17 protein-coding genes are annotated in these 18,866 nt (G+C 49.5%); all 17 read right to left on the reverse strand.

Annotated elements, in window-relative coordinates:
• Positions 1 to 3: 3 nt before the first annotated feature.
• Entirely contained in the window at positions 4 to 879 is an 876-nt protein-coding gene (locus Ga0451573_RS16800) for a dihydroorotate dehydrogenase (RefSeq protein WP_231685352.1), read from the reverse strand.
• Positions 880 to 979: 100 nt separating this feature from the next.
• Complete coding sequence (locus Ga0451573_RS16805; protein WP_231685318.1) at positions 980 to 1,735, reverse strand: dihydroorotate dehydrogenase electron transfer subunit; 756 nt, start codon at positions 1,733 to 1,735, stop codon at positions 980 to 982.
• Between the two features lie 92 nt (positions 1,736 to 1,827).
• Positions 1,828 to 2,943, reverse strand: coding sequence for an aminotransferase class I/II-fold pyridoxal phosphate-dependent enzyme (locus tag Ga0451573_RS16810; protein WP_231685319.1), 1,116 nt, complete (start codon positions 2,941 to 2,943; stop codon positions 1,828 to 1,830).
• A gap of 1 nt (position 2,944) precedes the next feature.
• Positions 2,945 to 3,808: a metallophosphoesterase gene (locus Ga0451573_RS16815; protein WP_231685320.1), complete on the reverse strand. Its 864-nt coding sequence runs from the start codon at positions 3,806 to 3,808 to the stop codon at positions 2,945 to 2,947.
• Positions 3,809 to 3,938: 130 nt separating this feature from the next.
• Complete coding sequence (carB, locus tag Ga0451573_RS16820) at positions 3,939 to 7,163, reverse strand: carbamoyl-phosphate synthase large subunit (RefSeq protein WP_231685321.1); 3,225 nt, start codon at positions 7,161 to 7,163, stop codon at positions 3,939 to 3,941.
• A gap of 4 nt (positions 7,164 to 7,167) precedes the next feature.
• Positions 7,168 to 8,250: a glutamine-hydrolyzing carbamoyl-phosphate synthase small subunit gene (gene carA, locus Ga0451573_RS16825; RefSeq protein ID WP_231685322.1), complete on the reverse strand. Its 1,083-nt coding sequence runs from the start codon at positions 8,248 to 8,250 to the stop codon at positions 7,168 to 7,170.
• A 79-nt stretch (positions 8,251 to 8,329) separates the two neighbouring features.
• Positions 8,330 to 9,622: a dihydroorotase gene (locus Ga0451573_RS16830; RefSeq protein ID WP_231685323.1), complete on the reverse strand. Its 1,293-nt coding sequence runs from the start codon at positions 9,620 to 9,622 to the stop codon at positions 8,330 to 8,332.
• Positions 9,606 to 10,547, reverse strand: coding sequence for an aspartate carbamoyltransferase catalytic subunit (locus Ga0451573_RS16835; RefSeq protein WP_231685324.1), 942 nt, complete (start codon positions 10,545 to 10,547; stop codon positions 9,606 to 9,608). Before Ga0451573_RS16835 ends, Ga0451573_RS16830 begins: the two co-directional genes overlap by 17 nt.
• A 481-nt stretch (positions 10,548 to 11,028) precedes the next feature.
• On the reverse strand, positions 11,029 to 11,574 hold the full coding sequence (gene pyrR, locus Ga0451573_RS16840) for a bifunctional pyr operon transcriptional regulator/uracil phosphoribosyltransferase PyrR (protein WP_231685325.1): 546 nt from the start codon (positions 11,572 to 11,574) through the stop codon (positions 11,029 to 11,031).
• Between the two features lie 228 nt (positions 11,575 to 11,802).
• Positions 11,803 to 12,690: a copper amine oxidase N-terminal domain-containing protein gene (locus Ga0451573_RS16845; RefSeq protein WP_231685326.1), complete on the reverse strand. Its 888-nt coding sequence runs from the start codon at positions 12,688 to 12,690 to the stop codon at positions 11,803 to 11,805.
• Between the two features lie 267 nt (positions 12,691 to 12,957).
• A complete protein-coding gene (ablB, locus tag Ga0451573_RS16850) occupies positions 12,958 to 13,842 on the reverse strand; it encodes a putative beta-lysine N-acetyltransferase (protein ID WP_231685327.1) in 885 nt (294 codons plus the stop codon).
• Positions 13,839 to 15,113: a lysine 2,3-aminomutase gene (gene kamA, locus Ga0451573_RS16855; protein WP_231685328.1), complete on the reverse strand. Its 1,275-nt coding sequence runs from the start codon at positions 15,111 to 15,113 to the stop codon at positions 13,839 to 13,841. The genes ablB and kamA overlap by 4 nt, the downstream gene beginning before the upstream one ends.
• A gap of 429 nt (positions 15,114 to 15,542) precedes the next feature.
• Positions 15,543 to 16,553 (reverse strand): RluA family pseudouridine synthase, encoded by a 1,011-nt coding sequence (locus Ga0451573_RS16860; RefSeq protein WP_231685329.1) that lies wholly within the window; start codon positions 16,551 to 16,553, stop codon positions 15,543 to 15,545.
• 2 nt (positions 16,554 to 16,555) lie between these two features.
• Entirely contained in the window at positions 16,556 to 17,014 is a 459-nt protein-coding gene (gene lspA, locus Ga0451573_RS16865) for a signal peptidase II (protein WP_231685330.1), read from the reverse strand.
• Between the two features lie 177 nt (positions 17,015 to 17,191).
• Positions 17,192 to 17,932, reverse strand: a complete 741-nt coding sequence (locus tag Ga0451573_RS16870; protein ID WP_231685331.1) for a TraR/DksA C4-type zinc finger protein — start codon at positions 17,930 to 17,932, stop codon at positions 17,192 to 17,194.
• Between the two features lie 20 nt (positions 17,933 to 17,952).
• Positions 17,953 to 18,498 (reverse strand): nitroreductase family protein, encoded by a 546-nt coding sequence (locus tag Ga0451573_RS16875; RefSeq protein ID WP_231685332.1) that lies wholly within the window; start codon positions 18,496 to 18,498, stop codon positions 17,953 to 17,955.
• Between the two features lie 17 nt (positions 18,499 to 18,515).
• Entirely contained in the window at positions 18,516 to 18,830 is a 315-nt protein-coding gene (locus tag Ga0451573_RS16880; protein ID WP_435052297.1) for a DUF5665 domain-containing protein, read from the reverse strand.
• Positions 18,831 to 18,866 lie beyond the last annotated feature (36 nt).

Below are 18,866 nucleotides of genomic sequence, written 5' to 3' on the forward strand. Positions count from 1 at the left end.
ATATTATTTCCAGGCGGCCCCCACCAGGTCATTTACATCTGTAATGCCATTGTCTTTCAGATATTGTTCAATCCCGGCAATGATCTCCATAGTTGCCCCGGGTTTAACAAAGTTGGCCGTCCCCACAGCAACCGCAGCGGCCCCGGCCAGGATGAATTCAATGGCATCCTCTGCATTCATAATGCCGCCCATTCCCAGGATGGGCATCCTGACAGCCTGAGCAACCTGCCACACCATCCGGACAGCCACCGGCCTGATAGCCGGACCTGACAGTCCGCCCATAACATTGCCCAGAAACGGTTTCCTGGACCTGATATCTATTTTCATGCCCAGCAGGGTGTTGATCAAAGCCAGGGCATCTGCCCCCGCTTCGGCAACTCTCCCGGCTATTTCGACTATGTCTGTCACATTGGGTGACAGCTTGGCAATCAGGGGAAGTGTGGTGTTTTCCCTGACCACCCGGATTACCTCTGCAGCCATAAGACAGTCAGTACCAAAAACCATCCCGCCCTGCTTCACATTGGGGCAGGAAATATTGACCTCCAGGGCAGATACGCCCTGGGCCCCGGACAGCCGCCGGGTAACCTCTGCATAATCATCCAGTGAATTGCCGGCAATATTAACAATGACCGGTGTATCGTAATTCCTGAGATATGGCAGGTCTTCCTCGATAAAGTGATCCACCCCGGGGTTCTGCAGGCCTATACAGTTAAGGATGCCGGCAGGGGTCTCGGCAATCCTGGGGGTCGGGTTGCCCTTCCGGGGTTCCAGGGTAGTGCCTTTTACAGTAATAGCACCAAGCCTGTTAAGGTCAACATATGGCGCATATTCCGGACCAAATCCAAAGGTACCGGAAGCTGTTGTTACCGGGTTTTTCATCTGCAGCCCACCCAGGTTAACACCCAGGTTAACAGCAGGTTTAACAGCAGGTTTAACAGCAAGGTTATCTGCCGGGATATCTGTCGGGTTATCTGTCGGGTTAGTCATCCAGAATCACCTCACTCGCCTCAAAAACCGGGCCATCTACACATACCTTTTTATACTCAAAGCCCTCTGCTGAATCATCCGGCTCCCTGCCGGCAGCAGTTTTGCTTTTACACACACAGGCCAGACAAGCGCCCACTCCGCAGCCCATATATTCCTCCAGGGAAACCTGGCCGCTGAGCCCAAACCCTTTGGTCAGGCTGATCAGCCCTTTAAGCATGGGATTGGGGCCACAGGCAAAGAAATAATCAGGTGTGCCGCCAGATATTTCATCTTCAGCCAGTAGGGTGACAAAACCTTTGTAACCAAGACTGCCGTCATCTGTAGCTATCTTCACTTTTACACCAAGTAACTCCAACTGTTCCCTTCCGATGATAAAATCTGCAGACCGTGCTCCCAGCAGTACAGTCTGTTGAATTCCATAATGTTTCAGGCTGTGGATGAGGGGAAACAAGGGAGCCACCCCGATACCTCCACCCACTACCAGCGCCTTTTTAATCCCATCAGGTACTGTAAACCCTTTTCCCAGAGGCCCCATAACATCTATCTCGTCACCGGGGGCCATCTCCGCCAGCAGGCGGGTCCCTGTGCCAACGACCTGGTAAAGAAGACTTATGGTTCCTTTGCCATAATCAATCCCATGAAGGCTGATGGGCCTTCTCAGCAGCGGGTCCAGACCGCTGCTGCAGCGAACATGGACAAACTGCCCGGGCTTGGCCAGTTTTGTTAATTGAGGGACATATACCCTCATAAGAAAATGCTCCGGCCCAACTTTCGTATTGACAACAACTTCACCTAATCCAGAATAAGACATGCTTGTGAACTCACCTCACATATTGGTAGTCAACGGCCTGCCACGTAATCAGCGACCAGGCCAAGGGCTGCGGGGAAATCCCGTCTCCCCAGGCCCACCCTGAAGTGGTTACCGCCGAAATCAAAAACCGACCCGGGAAGTATCATGACATTTTTGCTGCGGACAATTTCTTCACAAAACCCCTCTGCCGGCATGCGCCGCTCCAGCATTGGGAAGGCCACTGAACCTCCCATAGGTGGTATCCAGGTAAACAGGTCCGGATACCTGGTAAAAAATTCTTCCGCAACAGCCTTATTTCTACTAATGATCTCCATATTCCTGGCAATGATCTTATCTTTTGCCTCCAGTGCCATAATGGCCAGGACCTCTGAGGGTGCACTGCCGCAGATGGTGGTATAATCCTTGAAAGAGGCAAACCTTTTCAGAAGCGCCCGGTCACGGGTTGCCAGCCAGCCTGTTCTTAGTCCGGGAACCCCGAAAGCCTTGGAGAGTCCTGACAGGGTAATCCCTTTTTCATAACGGGCAGCCACTGCATCAAGGCGCCCGGTAATGTCAAACTCCAATAACCGGTACATCTCATCGGAAAATATGTATATCCCTCTACTGCGTGCCAATTCAATAATCCGGTCATATTCTGCCCTTGTGGGCAGATAACCGGTAGGATTGTGCGGGAAATTAACAATAATCAGCCGGGTTTCCGGCCGGAAATCCTTTTCCAGGGCATCAAGGTCCAGATGCCATGAACCGCCTCCGGGTTGAAGGCCCCACCGGGTCACCGTGCAGCCCAGGGATTCCGGGATCTCATAAAGGGACTGGTAAGCGGGGTGAATCACAATCACATGGTCACCCTTATCCAGAATGGTGTTCAAGGCAATAAAAATCCCCTCTTCCGGAGCGGCTGTCATGATATCATCAGCAGAGATGCCCGGGTAAAGTCTTGCTATAGCTTCGCGCAGATCAGGATGCCCCGCTGATTCCGTATATCCAAGACCCAGGTTTTCCCACAACCGTAAGCTGTGAGCATCGGCCATTGCCAGCATTTCAGCCATGGTCAGGCTCTCACAGTCAGATGCACTCAACAGAAAACGGACACTGAACTCATATTTGGCAAAAAACCTTTCTAACTTAAATTCCGGCAGCTTCAAATCAACATCCCCTTCCGTAAATGATTTTCCGCTCCTGGTTTCTGTCAGCAGGCAGCAGAGTAACCAGCACAATTTCCGGTTTAATATTTAATCTTATGGGCAGATCGCTCTCCCCGAGTCCCGGGTTGATTATCATCGTGGAAGGGCCTGATTGGTACCTGCCATAATTCCATCGGGGGAATAACCCCTGGCCAGGCGTAAAAACAGCGCCAACCAGCGGGAACCTCACCTGTCCCCCGTGAGTGTGCCCGGCCAGCACCACATCAACCTTTGCGGCAGCTGCCTCAGGGAAGATATTGGGCGAATGGGCCAGCAATACCCGCGGCGCCGGCGATGCTCCCGGCTCTTCCCCGGCTGCCTTTAAAGCCTCATCAAGCCTGTCCCTTCCGGTATGCGGGTCATCTACACCCAGTACCCAGAGGTAACCTTCATCTTCTCCGACCCTTTCAGCCTTATTATCCAATATCCGGACTCCCAGTTGCACAAGCTTTTCCCTCTGCCGAAAACCTGTGGTCCACTCGTGGTTGCCGGGAACAAAATATACCGGCTTGTCCGGTAGCTGTTCAATGAGTTCCACTGCAGGACCAAAGTCAGGGTTGAATTTATTTACCAGGTCACCGGTAATGGCAATCATATCAAACTGCTGTTGTCTGATAAGGTACAGCAGTTTTTGCTGCGCTTTCCCAAACCGTTTTCCGTGAAGGTCACTAAGGTGGAGTACAGTGAACCCGGCGAGACCTTCAGGCAGGTTTGCCAGGCAGACACTGTACTTCCTTACCCTTAAGGCATACCGTTCCCTGTACCATAAAGAAAACAAAATTATTATTGCCGCAATCAGTATAATACCATACCGGAACGTTAGCAACAGTATCTATCCCTCCCCCGAAAGTCCGCAGACCGGTCTGTACTATGCGTCAGTGGCCAGTGGTCAGTGGCCAGTGGTCAGTGGCCAGTGGTCATTTACCGCCGGCCACCCCCAAAAAAGCCGAAACCGCTTAACTCAGATATTCCTGCAATGGAATTATGGCAAAATCTTTCCCTTGCTCCAGTGACTGCAGCACACTAAGGATAACATTTGTGGTATCAAGTGAAGTCAGGCATGGAATAGCATGTTCCACTGCCGCCCTTCTTATACGGAAGCCATCGCGTTCCGGCATCTTACCCCTGGTCAGGGTATTGATGACCAGATCAATTTTGCCCTGTCTGATAATATCTATAATGTTGGGAGAACCTTCTCTTATCTTGTTTACTTTTTCCACAGGCAGACCGGCTTCACTGATGACCTTTGCGGTACCACATGTGGCTGCCAGCCTGAATCCCAGATCAACAAAGCCCTTTAGGACAGGCATTACTTCATCCTTATCCTTATCAGCAACCGTTGCCAAAATAGTACCCTTCCTGGGAATATCCAGCCCGGCTGCTACCACGGCTTTATACATGGCCATGGAGAAGTCGGTATCAAAGCCCATTACCTCCCCGGTTGATTTCATTTCCGGACCAAGGGACGTATCTACGCGGAGCAGTTTGGCAAAAGAGAATACCGGGGCCTTAACAGCTATATAGTCAGGGGCGGGGTACAGCCCGTTTTGATATCCCAATTCCTTCAGGGTTTTACCAAGAATCATTTTGGTGGCCACATTTACCATCGGGACCCCGGTAATTTTGCTGAGGTAGGGTACTGTCCGGCTGGAGCGCGGGTTTACCTCAATGACATATAACTGCTCATCATGGAGTACATACTGGATATTGATGAGCCCTTTGACATGGAGCGCCCTTGCCAGCCTGGTAGTATAATCAACCAAATCCGCAGCCTGTTTGCTGTTGAGGCTGCGCGCCGGATAAACAGCGATACTGTCCCCGGAGTGAACTCCGGCCCTTTCAATATGCTCCATTATCCCGGGAATCAGGACGTCCTCGCCGTCGGAAATAGCGTCAACCTCGATTTCCTTGCCTATCATATACTTGTCAACCAGCACCGGATGCCTCGGTGAGACATTAACCGCTGAGGTCATATACTCCAACAGCTCAGCCTGATTATATACAATTTCCATCGCCCGGCCTCCCAGTACGTATGATGGCCGTACCAGGACGGGAAAGCCTACTCCCTCAGCAATCACCTGGGCATCTGCCACCGATGTGGCCGTCCTGCCCGGAGGTTTGGGAATACCCAGTTCCATCAGCAATTGGTCGAACTTATCACGGTCTTCAGCCATATCAATATATTTAACAGGTGTGCCCAGTATCTTTATCCCTGCTTCTGCCAGAGTCTCGGCAAGGTTGATAGCAGTCTGGCCGCCAAACTGGACAACCACACCCTCAGGTTTTTCCAGTTCAATGATATTTAAGACATCCTCCGGAATAAGTGGTTCAAAATAGAGCCTGTCAGAGGTATCAAAATCAGTACTTACAGTCTCTGGGTTGTTATTGATAATAATGGTTTCAATTCCCTCTTCTCTCAGGGACCAGACCGAATGCACCGAACAATAGTCGAACTCAATGCCCTGACCGATACGAATAGGCCCTGACCCCAGCACAACAGCCTTGCGGCGTTCGGTCGGGATGGCCTCGTTTTCCTCCTCATATGTCGAGTAATAGTATGGTGTCACCGCCTCAAACTCAGCGGCACAGGTGTCTACCATTTTATAAACCGGCTGCAGTCCGTAATTCTTCCTGAGCTCTCTAATTTCCTTCTCATCCAGATTAGTCAACTGAGATATATATATGTCAGGAAAACCCAGGTGTTTTGCTCTTGTCATCACATCTTCCGTCAGGAAACTGCTTCCCCCGGCTTCTACGCCCTTCGTAAGTTCCGTTTCAAAATCAATCAGATTCTTTATTTTCTCCAGGAACCAGACATCTATTTTTGACATTTCGTTCAGAGACTCAACATTCATCCCGCGGCGCAACCCCTCCGCCACAGCAAAAATCCTCTCATCATCAGCAATTCTGATCTTTTTCTCCAGCGCTTCCTGTGGCATCCTGTCTATCCCCTTCAGGGAAAGGCCGAAAACTCCAATCTCCAGTGAGCGAATGGCTTTCATCAGCCCTGCCTCAAAGGTCCGGTCAATAGCCATAACCTCACCGGTTGCTTTCATTTGAGTACCCAGATAACGGTCAGCAAAAGCAAATTTGTCAAATGGCCAGCGGGGTATTTTGACAACAATGTAGTCAAGGGCGGGCTCAAAAGCCGCATAAGTCTTTCCGGTAACTGTATTCCGAATTTCGTCCAAGGTAAATCCGATGGCAATTTTTGAAGCCACCTTGGCAATCGGAAAGCCCGTCGCCTTTGAAGCCAGGGCGCTGGATCTGGACACCCTGGGGTTGACTTCTATGATAACATATTCAAAGCTGTCGGGATTTAAGGCCAGTTGGACATTACAGCCCCCCTCAATTCCCAGGGCTCTGATTATCTTCAATGATGCCGTCCTTAACATCTGATATTCCTTATCAGCAAGGGTCTGTGAAGGAGCCACAACAATACTGTCCCCGGTATGAATCCCAACCGCATCAATGTTTTCCATATTACAGATGGTAATGCAATTATCATTGCCGTCCCTGACAACCTCATATTCTATTTCCTTCCAGCCGGCCACACTGCGCTCAATCAGGCACTGCTTAATCATGCTGAGCTTCAGCCCTTTGGTGGCGAATGCTCTGAGTTCTTCAACATCATTGGCGATTCCGCCCCCGGTACCGCCAAGGGTATAAGCGGGACGGACAATCACCGGGTAACCTGCATCTTCAGCAAAGGCCACCGCATCCTCAACATTGTCAACAATAGTACTGTCGGGAATGGGCTCCCCTATTTCCTGCATCATGGCTTTGAACAGCTCCCGGTCCTCGGCCTTCTTAATAGTTTCCAGAGGGGTCCCCAGGAGCACTACCCCTTCCTCAGCGAGAACACCCTGCTCCGCAAGCTCAACCGCTATGTTCAAGCCTACCTGCCCACCCAGGGTGGGGAGCAGCCCGTCAGGCTTTTCTTTCCTGATAATCCGGGCCACAAACTTAGGTGTGAGGGGTTCAATATATACCCTGTCAGCAATATTGGCATCTGTCATAATGGTAGCCGGGTTGCTGTTTACCAGCACCACTTCCATGCCTTCCTCCCGGAGGGCTTGACAGGCCTGAGTGCCGGCATAGTCAAATTCCGCAGCCTGGCCGATAATTATTGGTCCGGAACCGATAACCATTACCTTTTTTATTCCTTCTTTAATGGGCATAGTTCTATCTCCTCTCCTGCGAAATGAGCTGCATAAACTGGCCAAACAGGTATTCAGAATCCCACGGTCCCGGAGCAGCCTCAGGATGGTACTGGACCGAGAATACAGGAAGCGATTTGTGCTTCAGGCCTTCCACTGTACCATCATTAAGGTTAATATGGGATACCACGACTTCATCCTGAGGAACTGAGTCTGCGGCCACGGCAAACCCGTGGTTCTGTGAGGTAATGTGCACCTTTCCGGTAGCCAGATCCTTAACCGGATGGTTAGCCCCCCTGTGCCCAAACTTCAGCTTGTAAGTCCTGCCTCCGAGGGCCAGGGCAATAATCTGGTGACCAAGGCAGATACCAAACATAGGTATTTCTCCGATCAACTGCCGCACTGTTTCAATAGCAAAAGGAACATTCTCCGGATCCCCGGGCCCATTTGACAGCATGATGCCATCCGGTTTAAGGGCCAGGACTTCATTGGCAGTTGTAGCGGCAGGTACCACAATAACTTCACAGCCCAGGTCATGGAGCGACCTGGCAATGTTCAGCTTGGCCCCAAAGTCCATCAGGACAACCCGGTAACCCTTATTTGACATGACATAACTTTCTTTGATGGTTACTTTGAGGACATGGTCAGAACCCATCAGGTCCGGTTGGCCAATTACCCGCTGCTTCATTTCCGCCACGTCAATACTGTCACCGGCAGCAATTACAGCCCCCATCGTCCCGTGATTTCTCAGCCGCCTGGTAAGCGCCCGGGTGTCTATTCCACAAATACCGGGAATACCGTTTTCCTTGAGGTACTCGACAACAGTCTTTTCAGACCTCCAGTTGCTGGGAAGCTCACAGAACTCCCTGGCCACAAAACCCAGGACAAAGGGTTTCCTGGACTCAAAATCTTCAGGATTTATCCCGTAATTTCCAATCAGAGGATAAGTCATGGTAACAATTTGTCCACAGTAGGAAGGGTCTGTCAGAATCTCCTGATACCCTGTCATACTGGTATTAAATACTATCTCGCCAAAATTCTGAGTTTCCGCTCCAAACCCCTTACCCTCAAAAACGGTGCCGTCCTCAAGGACCAGTGCTGCCTTCATTAGCCAATCCCCCCAGAGTATATTATCTAAAACGGTTCGCTAAACATCCGGTAACTACATGCTGATTCTGTTAATACGGTCAGACCAGAAGCTTCCGTTTATGCATCACAAGCTGTCCTCCGACTATGGTTGTTGTAGGCATGCCAATAAGTTCCCACCCTCCGAATGGAGAGTTCTTGGCCTTAGAGGCAAAGCTGTTTACATCCACAATCTCCTTCAGTTCAGGGTCAACCACTGTAATATCGGCATCTGTACCGACTCCCAGGTGTCCTTTACCTTCCAGACTCAGAATACGTGCCGGGTTAACACTCATCTTCATAACCAGTTCTTCCAGGCTCAGGACTCCCGGTCTGACCAGTTCCCGGAAAGCCAACCCAACAGCAGTCTCCAGCCCGACTATGCCAAAAGGCGCATAGTTATATTCCACATCCTTTTCCTCAACCGTATGTGGAGCATGGTCAGTTGCAATGACATCTATGGTCCCGTCCCGGAGTCCTTCTTTGACCGCCCTGACATCGGCTTCGCCGCGCAGCGGCGGGTTAACCTTGGTAGCTGTGTCAAAGCCGCCTACAATCTCATCAGTCAGGCTGAAATGGTGCGGGGTGGCCTCTGCAGTAACCCGGATTCCCTTCTTTTTAGCCATTCTGACCAGTTCAACCGAACCTGCAGTGCTGATATGGGCAATATGGAGCCCGGCGCCTGTCAGCTCTGCCAGCATGATATCTCTGGCAACCATAGCCTCCTCAGCCAGCCTGGTAATTCCCTTAAGACCATAAACCGTGGAAAAGTAGCCTTCGTGCATCACCCCGTCGGCGACAAGGTTCAGATCCTCACAGTGAGAAATAACCGGCATCCCAAACATAGCCGCATACTGCATGGCCAGCCTCATTACCTGGGCATTCATTAGAGGCCTGCCGTCATCAGATATGGCCACAGCCCCGGCCAGCCGCATATCACCAATTTCCGCAAGCTCTTCACCCTTGGAGCCCTTGGTGACTGCTCCTATGGGAAAAACATTTACTGCCCCTTCGCCGGCAGCCCTGAATTTGACGAACTCCACCAAGGCCTGATTGTCGATGACCGGATTTGTATTAGGCATACAGGCCACACCGGTGAAACCTCCCATGGCCGCAGCCCTGGTTCCGCTAGCGATAGTCTCCTTGGCCTCCAGACCGGGTTCCCGCAGATGGACATGCATGTCAATAAAACCCGGCATCACCAGCTTACCGACTGCTTCAACCACTTCTGCCCCGTCAGCAGCAATATTTTTGTCTACCGCAGCGATCTTTCCTTTATCAACAAGGACATCAGCGTCCTGAGAAATTCCGTTAACCGGATCGATTACTTTTCCGCCCTTAATTAACAGCTTCATGGGGGTTACCTCCTCCTGTCAGCAGATACAGCAAGGCCATCCTTACGGCAACTCCGTTGGTGACCTGCTCATTTATAACGGCCTGGATGCCGTCAGCAACATCAGGGGCAATCTCAATTCCCCTGTTCATGGGGCCTGGGTGCATCACCAGAGCCTCAGGGGATGCCAGCTTTAACCTCTCCGCAGTTACTCCATACAGTCGGGAATACTCCCTGATGGTGGGGAATAACCCTTTCTGCTGCCTCTCCAACTGCATCCGGAGCACCATTACCACATCCACATCGCGCAGTCCCTCTGCAATGGAGGTATAAGGCGTCACCCCCAGCTTCCCAATATCAGGCGGCAGCAGCGTAGCCGGAGCTATTACCCGCACCTCGGCCCCCATCCTGGTAAGTCCCCAGATGTTTGACCGGGCCACCCTGCTGAACATGATATCACCTACAATCGCCACCTTAAGCCCTTCAAGTCTGCCTTTTTTCTCTTTTATGGTGAACATGTCCAAAAGCGCCTGGGTTGGATGTTCATGAAAACCGTCCCCGGCATTTATCACAGCTGCCGAGAGGTGTTTTGCCAGGATATGAGGAGCGCCCGAAGCGGAATGCCTGATAACAACTACATCTGCCCCCATTACTTCAAGAGTTTTCCCGGTATCCTTCAGGGTCTCACCCTTGACCACACTGCTTGTTGAGGTACTGATATTGATAGTGTCAGCACTCATATACTTCCCGGCAAGTTCAAATGATGTCCTGGTCCTCGTGCTGGGTTCATAAAAAAGGTTAATTACGGTTTTCCCCCTAAGGGTCGGCACCTTCTTAATCTGCCTGCCGATGATATCCTTCATCGGTTCAGCCGTTTCCAGAATAAGTCCGATTTCCTCTATTGACAAATCCCTTATCCCCAAAAGGTCTTTCCGGTTCAGCCCCATTGCTGTCCCCTCCTTTTATATCATTATACTTTTTGGCTTCCCCTTTACGAGTTGCTCTGGAAATAACTGTCGCTTATGGTGAGGTGTTGCACAAGTTTTTTCCTTGCACAGGCGTTGTGAGTCTTGCTGCAAAGCACCGGCAACAAGGCAGAGAGTCCCCGCATGTCCGAAGATGGCGAAGGCCGCCGGGAAGTTTTGGCCTGCCAAAACGAGAGGCGGCCATCTTGTAAAAAAAGCCCAATGAGCCATCGAGTTCGGGGACGCTGCCTTGTTGCCGGGGGGTGGCAGCTTAGACTCATAGGCGGCAGTGCGGAAAAATCGGTGCAATGCCTCACCATATGCACCCCGGTCATTTCCAGAGCTTACTCGTAACGCCCGGGAAACAAAAAACTCCTTACCGGCTCTTGACAAGCCAATAAGGAGGTAAATGCATTAAAACGTCTACCTGCCCTTATTGGCCTCACAGGACCAGTTTAAAGGGTTATCCGGTATCCTCTTCAATAACAACTTTATCATCTTTATCTATTTCGGAAAGATATACCGAAATGATTTCTTTCTTTGAAGTGGGAACATTCTTGCCAACATAATCTGCTCTTATCGGCAGCTCCCGGTGGCCTCTGTCAACAAGCACCGCCAGTTGAATGGAATTGGGTCTTCCCAGGTCGATAATTGCATCCAGAGCCGCCCTTATCGTCCTTCCGGTAAATAACACATCATCAACAAGAACCAGTGTCCTGTTATCGACTGCAAAGGAAATATCTGTCCGGTGAATTACCGGCTGCTGAGTGATAGTTGTCAGATCATCCCGATAAAGGGTAATGTCCAGAACCCCTATCGGAATATCCTTGCCCTCAATTTCCTTTATCCTTTTAGCCAGGCGTTCAGCAAGGGGAACACCGCGCCTGCGGATACCAATCAAGGCAACTTCTTCCACACCCTTGTTCCGCTCAATAATCTCATGAGCTATCCTGGTTAGCGCCCTGCGGATTCCATCAGCATCAAGAATTACCGCTTTTTCACTGAGCATTTTATCACCACCTGTCCAGTTGGATTTTAGAACACCGGCAAATCTACACTCAATTAGCATACTTAACTACAAAAACTGCACATTAAAAAGCCTGCTTACTGAGACGCAAGCAGGCATAGTTTCCCCAAAATAAATAACTACTATGTTCCCTTACTAGCCTCTCGGACTAATTTAAAGGAGATATTTTTATTTAGTGTATCAGATGGGTAATAGAAAGTCAACTTTTAATTACCAGTGTGTTTTAATTACCATTGTGGCAATAATTTTGTCGACTACTGCCAAATCCTGTTCCATGGCTTCGGAATTGGTTTCAACACTGTAGACCATGTTCCCGCTGCCTGCTTTCCGGGCCGAAAATATGTAGGTATACGGAACCGAACTCACATATACATTAGCCTTGGTCAGCCTCAGGGAGGTGCTTGTTTCACTTTCCAGAGTCCATCCTTCTGAAAGCAACAGTTCTTTCTTTAATTTTATGACAGTGGCCAGGTCTCTGTTGTCATAAGTTAATTCAAATTCTGTCTCCTCAGGACTCTCAATAATCAGGGCGCTTCCTTCGGAAATTGATTCCCAGTCCCCTTCGGGAAATAGAACAGAACTGCCTGTCACAGGCTCAATATATTCTTCCCAGTCTGAGGTATCCACATTGATAACTGTAATTTTGCGGGCTGCTGCATCCCAGTCTACATTTGCCCCCATGGCTTCCCCTACAAATCTGAGTGGTACAAAGGTACGTCCTCCTTTGATGACCGCAGGAACGTCCAAAGCCTGGGGTTTATTATCAACAAAGGCTGTTTTGCTTCCTATGGCAACCTTGATAACGGTTCCGGAATCAGTTTCAATCAAAACCGTCCTGGTAGATGGCAGCCAGTCAACATATGCATCCAGAGCTTCAGCAATAAATCGCAGGGGAACGAGAGTCCTTCCCGAATCTATGTAAGGAGCCTGGTCAGAGTAGTAGGGACGTTCATTTATATGAGACAGGTTTTCCCCAACAGTGAGTTTAACCACTTTGTAGAAGTCATAGTAATCCACCATTGCCGAAACAGGCGCCGCCAGCAAGCCAAGGGTCAAAATCAGGAACAGCATAACCATCATCTTTTTCATTCTGCGCATATATTCCCCTCCCGGTTCATTTTGTTAATACCAACCTTATTATACAATTTTGTATAGCCTGACTTCAATCCCTAACAGGGAATTTTGTGTATTTCAGGGCCCTGCCCCCTAAAAATCTGTTTTTCTGACGTAATATTAGGTGGAAGTGGTTCCAACTGGATTTACCCTTAAAATTATATAATCTTTGTGGAGATAAGCCCCAACGTCTCTACCAAAAAGGAGCAGCCTGACTCAGCTGCTCCGTTTTTTCCTTTGGTGCTCAAGGCTTTATTTTATACTTTTTTCCCAGATATTCATGTTTTCATACCTGCCGCCAATATCACAATTGTTTATCAGCCTGCCCCCATATGTGTACCCCTTCTTGTACATCACTGCATTAATGGGAGGGATTCCTGCCCTGGCAAGACTATACAGGCAGATTAACTTTCTTTGGGCCAGTTTTTGCTCCATGTGGTCAATAAGCATTGCCATGACTCCCCTGCCCCTGTGTTCCGGGAGGGTAACACAATCTGTAAGTTCAGCGCTCAGGTGCCTATTATCTATGTCGGCGGAAATTATTCCGGCAATTTCACTTTTGTATTCAGCTATCAGCATGATATTCCCTTCCCGCCCGGTGAGTTCTTTAAAATACCGGCGTTCCTCGACAGGACTGGGATAGGTTACAAAAACATCTCTAAAAATATCCATAACGGTATTTATATCATCATCTTTAAGAATTCGAATAGAATAATTTTTGCAATTACTGCTCTTATCCGCTCCGACACAGCTTCGTTTTCTCTGGAGAATTCTTTTCAGAATGAGGTCTTCATTGACTAAATGTTCACTGCCAGACCTGTCAGCACACAGAAACCGGCTCATTAAATACACAGGGTCACCCCTGAAATAAGTGTTCATCACACCTTCAAGCCTATAGCCGAGAGACAGAAACTTCTGCCAATCATTCTTATGTGAATAGACAATTATTTTCCCCGCCTGGGACTTACTGCCAAGAATTTCAATGTAATTTGCCAGGGCCCCAATATCACGAGCCTGATAATCCACCACGCGTATCCGCCTGCTGCGGCAGTCATTAACAGCCTCCACAGCAAACTCATCTGTGTTCATTTTTACTAAACTGGTTTCCCGGTCAAAGGTGTCTTTTTCCCCTATCATGATACTGTTACACCATTGTTTTCGCGTCTCTTCTCCCTTGAGTTGCCTTTAGGAGTAAGGCTTATGCTTTGTTCACCAAACAGCTTGGCTACCCCCTCCCTTGATTTTATCCTGATACTTTTACACTCCCCGCACTCCATACAGGCAGCAGTCTTGTCATCAGGTTCGCGATAAGAGCAGAGAACACCCTCATAATTCCGGAGAATAATTTTATTAGTTGAATGGGAAATAACATACTGCGGCCCGACCGGGATTTTTCCCCCTCCGCCAGGTGCGTCGATAACATAAGTCGGTACTGCCAACCCGGTAGTGTGTCCCCGCAAGGTCTCCATTATTTCTATCCCCCTGGATACAGGTGTCCGGAAATGTTCAATTCCCTGCGCCATATCGCACTGGTACAGGTAGTACGGCCTTACCCTGATTGTCAGCAGTTTCTGAAGCAGCTTTTTCATAACATTGGGGCAGTCGTTGATTCCGCGCAGCAGCACACTCTGGTTCCCCAGGGGCACCCCGGCTTCATTCAGCCTGCTGCAGGCATTTCTGGCTTCAGCGGTTATTTCCCGCGGGTGATTAAAATGAGTATTAAGCCAAACGGGATGGTATTTCTTGATAATCCTACAAAGGTCTTCAGTAATTCTCTGGGGCAGCACGACAGGGGTGCGTGTCCCTATCCTGATCATTTCAATATGCTTGATGAGCTTAAGGCTTCCAAGAATGTATTCCACAGTCTCATCTGGGATTACCAGCGCATCACCCCCGGAAATAAGCACATCTCTGATGCCGGGATTATTCCTGATATAGTTGATTGCCCTGTCTAAGTATTTCTTGGGCAGCGCCTTGTCCGACTGGCCCGCAAAACGTCTTCTGGTACAGTGTCTGCAGTACATGGAGCACTGGTCGGTGACCAGGAAAAGCACCCTGTCGGGATATCTGTGGGTAATTCCCGGAACCGGCGAATCCCCTTCTTCAAACAGGGGATCTTCCATATCATACTGGGTGTGCTTTAACTCCAAAGCAGTAGGGATAGCCTGTTTTCGGATGGGGCAGGATGGGTCTTCACGGTTCATCAGGGCGGCATAATACGGAGTGACCGCCATGCGCAGGGACTGCAGGCATTCCGCTATCCCTGTCTCCTCCTCTGGTGTAAGATTCACTATTCCCTGCAGGTCTTCAACACAGGTGAGCCTGTTGGACAACTGCCACTTCCAGTCATTCCACTGCTCTGGTTCAACTTCCTTCCACTTTTCAAACTTTTTATAATTTGCTAACATTACATTCCTCCTTATATTTTGTATAGGTTTCGGTTTGAAAATAAAAAACCCGGGCACTCTAACTCTCTTTCGCTAATGTCGAAAGAGAGTTAGAGTGCCCGGGTTTCGTCATCACGTGACTCACCCTAAACCAAATGCCTGATTTATCCCTAGCCCCGGTCGATGTGACCGGAACTAAAAGAAGGCCCCAGCTCCCTAATTCAGATTTTTCCATTCAGGTTTCGGTTTGATAACTTACATAACATCAACATGACCCTTACAACAATCCACACCCGTTCAGAAGCCCCGGCGTATTGCTGCTCGAACCATACTTACTCCCTGAATTTACTTCACCTTAAATTTGCTCTTATATTTTACCATTAAATTACTTAAATGTCAAGCGGCAGTAAGGCAGCCGATTTAGCAGCCTTAGGCTCCGGGGCGGCCGGCTTACTTTTCCTGAGCTCTCAGCCCTGCAATAAGCTCCTCAAAATATGGCGGAATATCTGCCTGAAACTCCATAAACTGCCCAGTTACCGGATGCCTGAAGCCCAGGAGCAAAGCGTGCAGCGCCTGTCCTTTAAGGCCCAGAGCATCCTTTTTAGGTCCGTAAACAGGGTCTCCGGCTACCGGATGGCCCAAATAGGCCATGTGTACCCTTATCTGGTGTGTCCGGCCTGTCTCCAAATGACATTCTACTAAGGTATAATGTTCAAACCGCTCCAAAACCCGATATTTTGTGACCGCATTTTTGGAGTTTCTGGTAACCACCGCCATTTTCTTGCGATCCCTGGGGTCACGCCCCAGAGGGGCATCAACAATGCCCCCAGGCTCCTTGACCACACCTTTGACCAGAGCAATATATTTTCTGGAAACAGAGTGTTCCTTGAGCTGGTCGGCCAGGCTCAAATGGGCCCGGTCATTTTTGGCCACGACCAGCAGCCCTGAGGTATCTTTATCAATTCTATGGACAATACCGGGCCTGATCACCCCATTAATGCCCGAGAGGTCATCACAGTGGTACAAAAGAGCATTTACAAGTGTCCCCGAATAATTTCCCGCCGCCGGATGTACAACCATCCCCTGGGGCTTATTGACTACCAGCAGGTCACTGTCTTCATATACGATATCCAGTGGTATGTTTTCGACCGCAACCTCCTGCAGCTCAGGAACGGGGATTTTCACCAAGACCCGGTCCCCCTCCCTGACCTTATAGTTTGATTTAGCCACACCTCCGTTTACAGTAACGGCACCTATTTCAACAAGCTTCTGCGCTCTGGTGCGTGAAAAATCGGGGTCCAGACCCGCTATAAAAACATCGAGTCGTTGTCCTTTAGCTTCCCCGGTGACACCTTGCTCCAGTTCCTGCCCGGCGCCGCTTAATTCTTCAGGCTCATCGTCCCATTCCCTGAATTCATCTGATGTTTCCCGTATTTCTTCGGTTCCTTTGTTTCTATTCATAGTTATATCGGCTCCTGTTTCTGTTTTCTCCAGTCATCTTTCATTAGTTCTATAAAAAGTATGCCCACACCAAAGACTATTCCCATATCAGCAATATTAAACACCGGCCAGACCCTGAAATCAAAAAAATCGACTACCTGGCCAAATCTCAGGCGGTCTATCAGGTTTCCAACCGCACCACCAACCTGAAGCGCCAGCCCGGTTTTCAGGAGAACTTTCCTGGCCGGAATCCGCCTGGCAAAAAAAATAATCCCCAGCAGCACAACTACCGTGACAGAAACAAAAAACACTGTCTTATAAGGCAGCATGCCAAAAGCTGCTCCCGGATTCATTACATAAGTTATGTAAAACACCGGTTCAATAACAGGTATGGATTCACTTTTAGTCATCCTGCTGATAACAAACCACTTGGAAAACTGGTCTGCAGCCAGGAGTCCCAGAGCAAGTAATATGTACCGCAATGGCTGATACCTCCGTCAGTTTTAGTCAGTCTCTGTTCCCATATTTATTTGCTGCTTCATTTTATCATAGGCGACAGGCAGATTCAAGCTAACGGCTTTAGGATAAGCGCCCATCTCTGCAGACGGAAAACAAAGGGCTGCCTATCTGCTGCTGCAGCATTTGGCAACCCGTTTGATTCACAGGTGGGAATTCTTTTGTGTCCCCTTCTTTTCCCTGCTGTGGATGGTTTCATCATCTTCGCCGTCAAAGTCCTGATAAATCATCCCATCAACATTCTTCTCATATGGGATCTGTTCAACCCGTTCGACAGTGCCGACATTTTCATCGGCATCAATATACATATGGTCATAGTCGGTGACCCCGTGGACACTGATATCCTGGGGAGTCTCCGAGGTACCGAACCTGGCCACTGCCTGCCAGGTATCCTCACCGTCAAACATTATTTCATCCTCGGCATCACCCAGTTCGAACTCTGAGTTATCATGTGTAAAGCCGCCAAACGGGGGTACAATCACATCCTCTTCAATCGGCCTCGGATGCCGGTCTGGCAGTTGTTCCCCCTTCTCTTTACATTTAATGCACATAGTCGTGGCCGGCATAGCTTCTAACCGCTCCAGAGGAATCTCAGTACCACAGGTATCACACTTTCCGTAAGCACCTTCTTTAATCTTTGTCAGGGCATCTTCAATTTTGGCCAGGTGCATTTGGGCGGCTTCCCTGAGAGCTATATCCTTACTTCGCTCAAAGGTCTCTGTTCCCAGATCCGCCGGGTGATTGTCATACATTGAAAGTTCACTGATCGAATCCTGGGCAGGAACCTCCAGGGCCCCTTCCTCCATGTGTGTTATCCGTTCCCTGATTTCCTGCCTCTCCTGCACCAGTTTCTGCCTGAACTGCTCCATCAGTTTCCTATCCATGTCCGCCTCCTGAGTTGGTGTCATAATTGCTGCTTGTCCGGCTGCTCAATTATCCTGACAATTTCATCAACCGGCCTCCGGGCCGGTGGTTCGTTTGTCTCTGCAGCATAGCCGACAGGCACAATGGCAACCGGAATTGTGCCCCGTGGGATATCCAGGGCTTCCATAACAAGGGGCTCATCAAAAGAGCCGACCCAGCAGGTGCCAAGTCCATAACCCTCGGCAGCCAGCAGGATGTTTTGCACGGCAGCCGCCGTATCCTGGATTACATACAGGTTGCGGCCCCGCTCCCGGTAACGGGCAGCCGTCATCTCGGGAATAGCACATACAACGATTATTACCGGGGCTTCACCGATAAAACGCTGGTTTGCCGCTGCCGAAGCCAGCTCATATTTCTTCTTTTCGTTATATATCACGTAGAATTCCCATGGCTGGACATTACCGGCACTGGGAGCCCATCTGGCGGCATCAATTATCCTGCCAATGGTTGCCATGGGAACCTGTTCATTCTTAAATCTCCTGGTACTCCGTCTCTCCAGGATTGCTTCGATAACATCTTTGGTCACACCTGTCCCTCCTCATTTTACTGAAGCTTAAGGTTGTTTTGAACAATTTTAACAATATCGGCAATAAACTCCCCGATAATCGGTAGGTTAAGAACCTGCAATCTCTGCAGGGTGTAAATAACCAGCGCCCCAAGAAGGGTAAAGCCCACCGCCATTCCCAAACCCCGGGCCACCCCGGCAAAAAAGTTAATATAAAACAACCTCCCGGGACGGTTCAGCAGCTCAACATATTCTGCAAGCTTCATTTTCTCCATTGCGGTCCCGAGCTCGTCGATTTTACGGGTCAGATAAGTTTCGTCCCCGTTCTGTTTCTTTTCCGCCAGCGCAACCACCCCCGCAGGTTAGTAATAATTTGCCCAGAATGTTTT

Source organism: Phosphitispora fastidiosa, assembly GCF_019008365.1.
GTDB lineage: Bacteria > Bacillota > Thermincolia > Thermincolales > UBA2595 > Phosphitispora > Phosphitispora fastidiosa.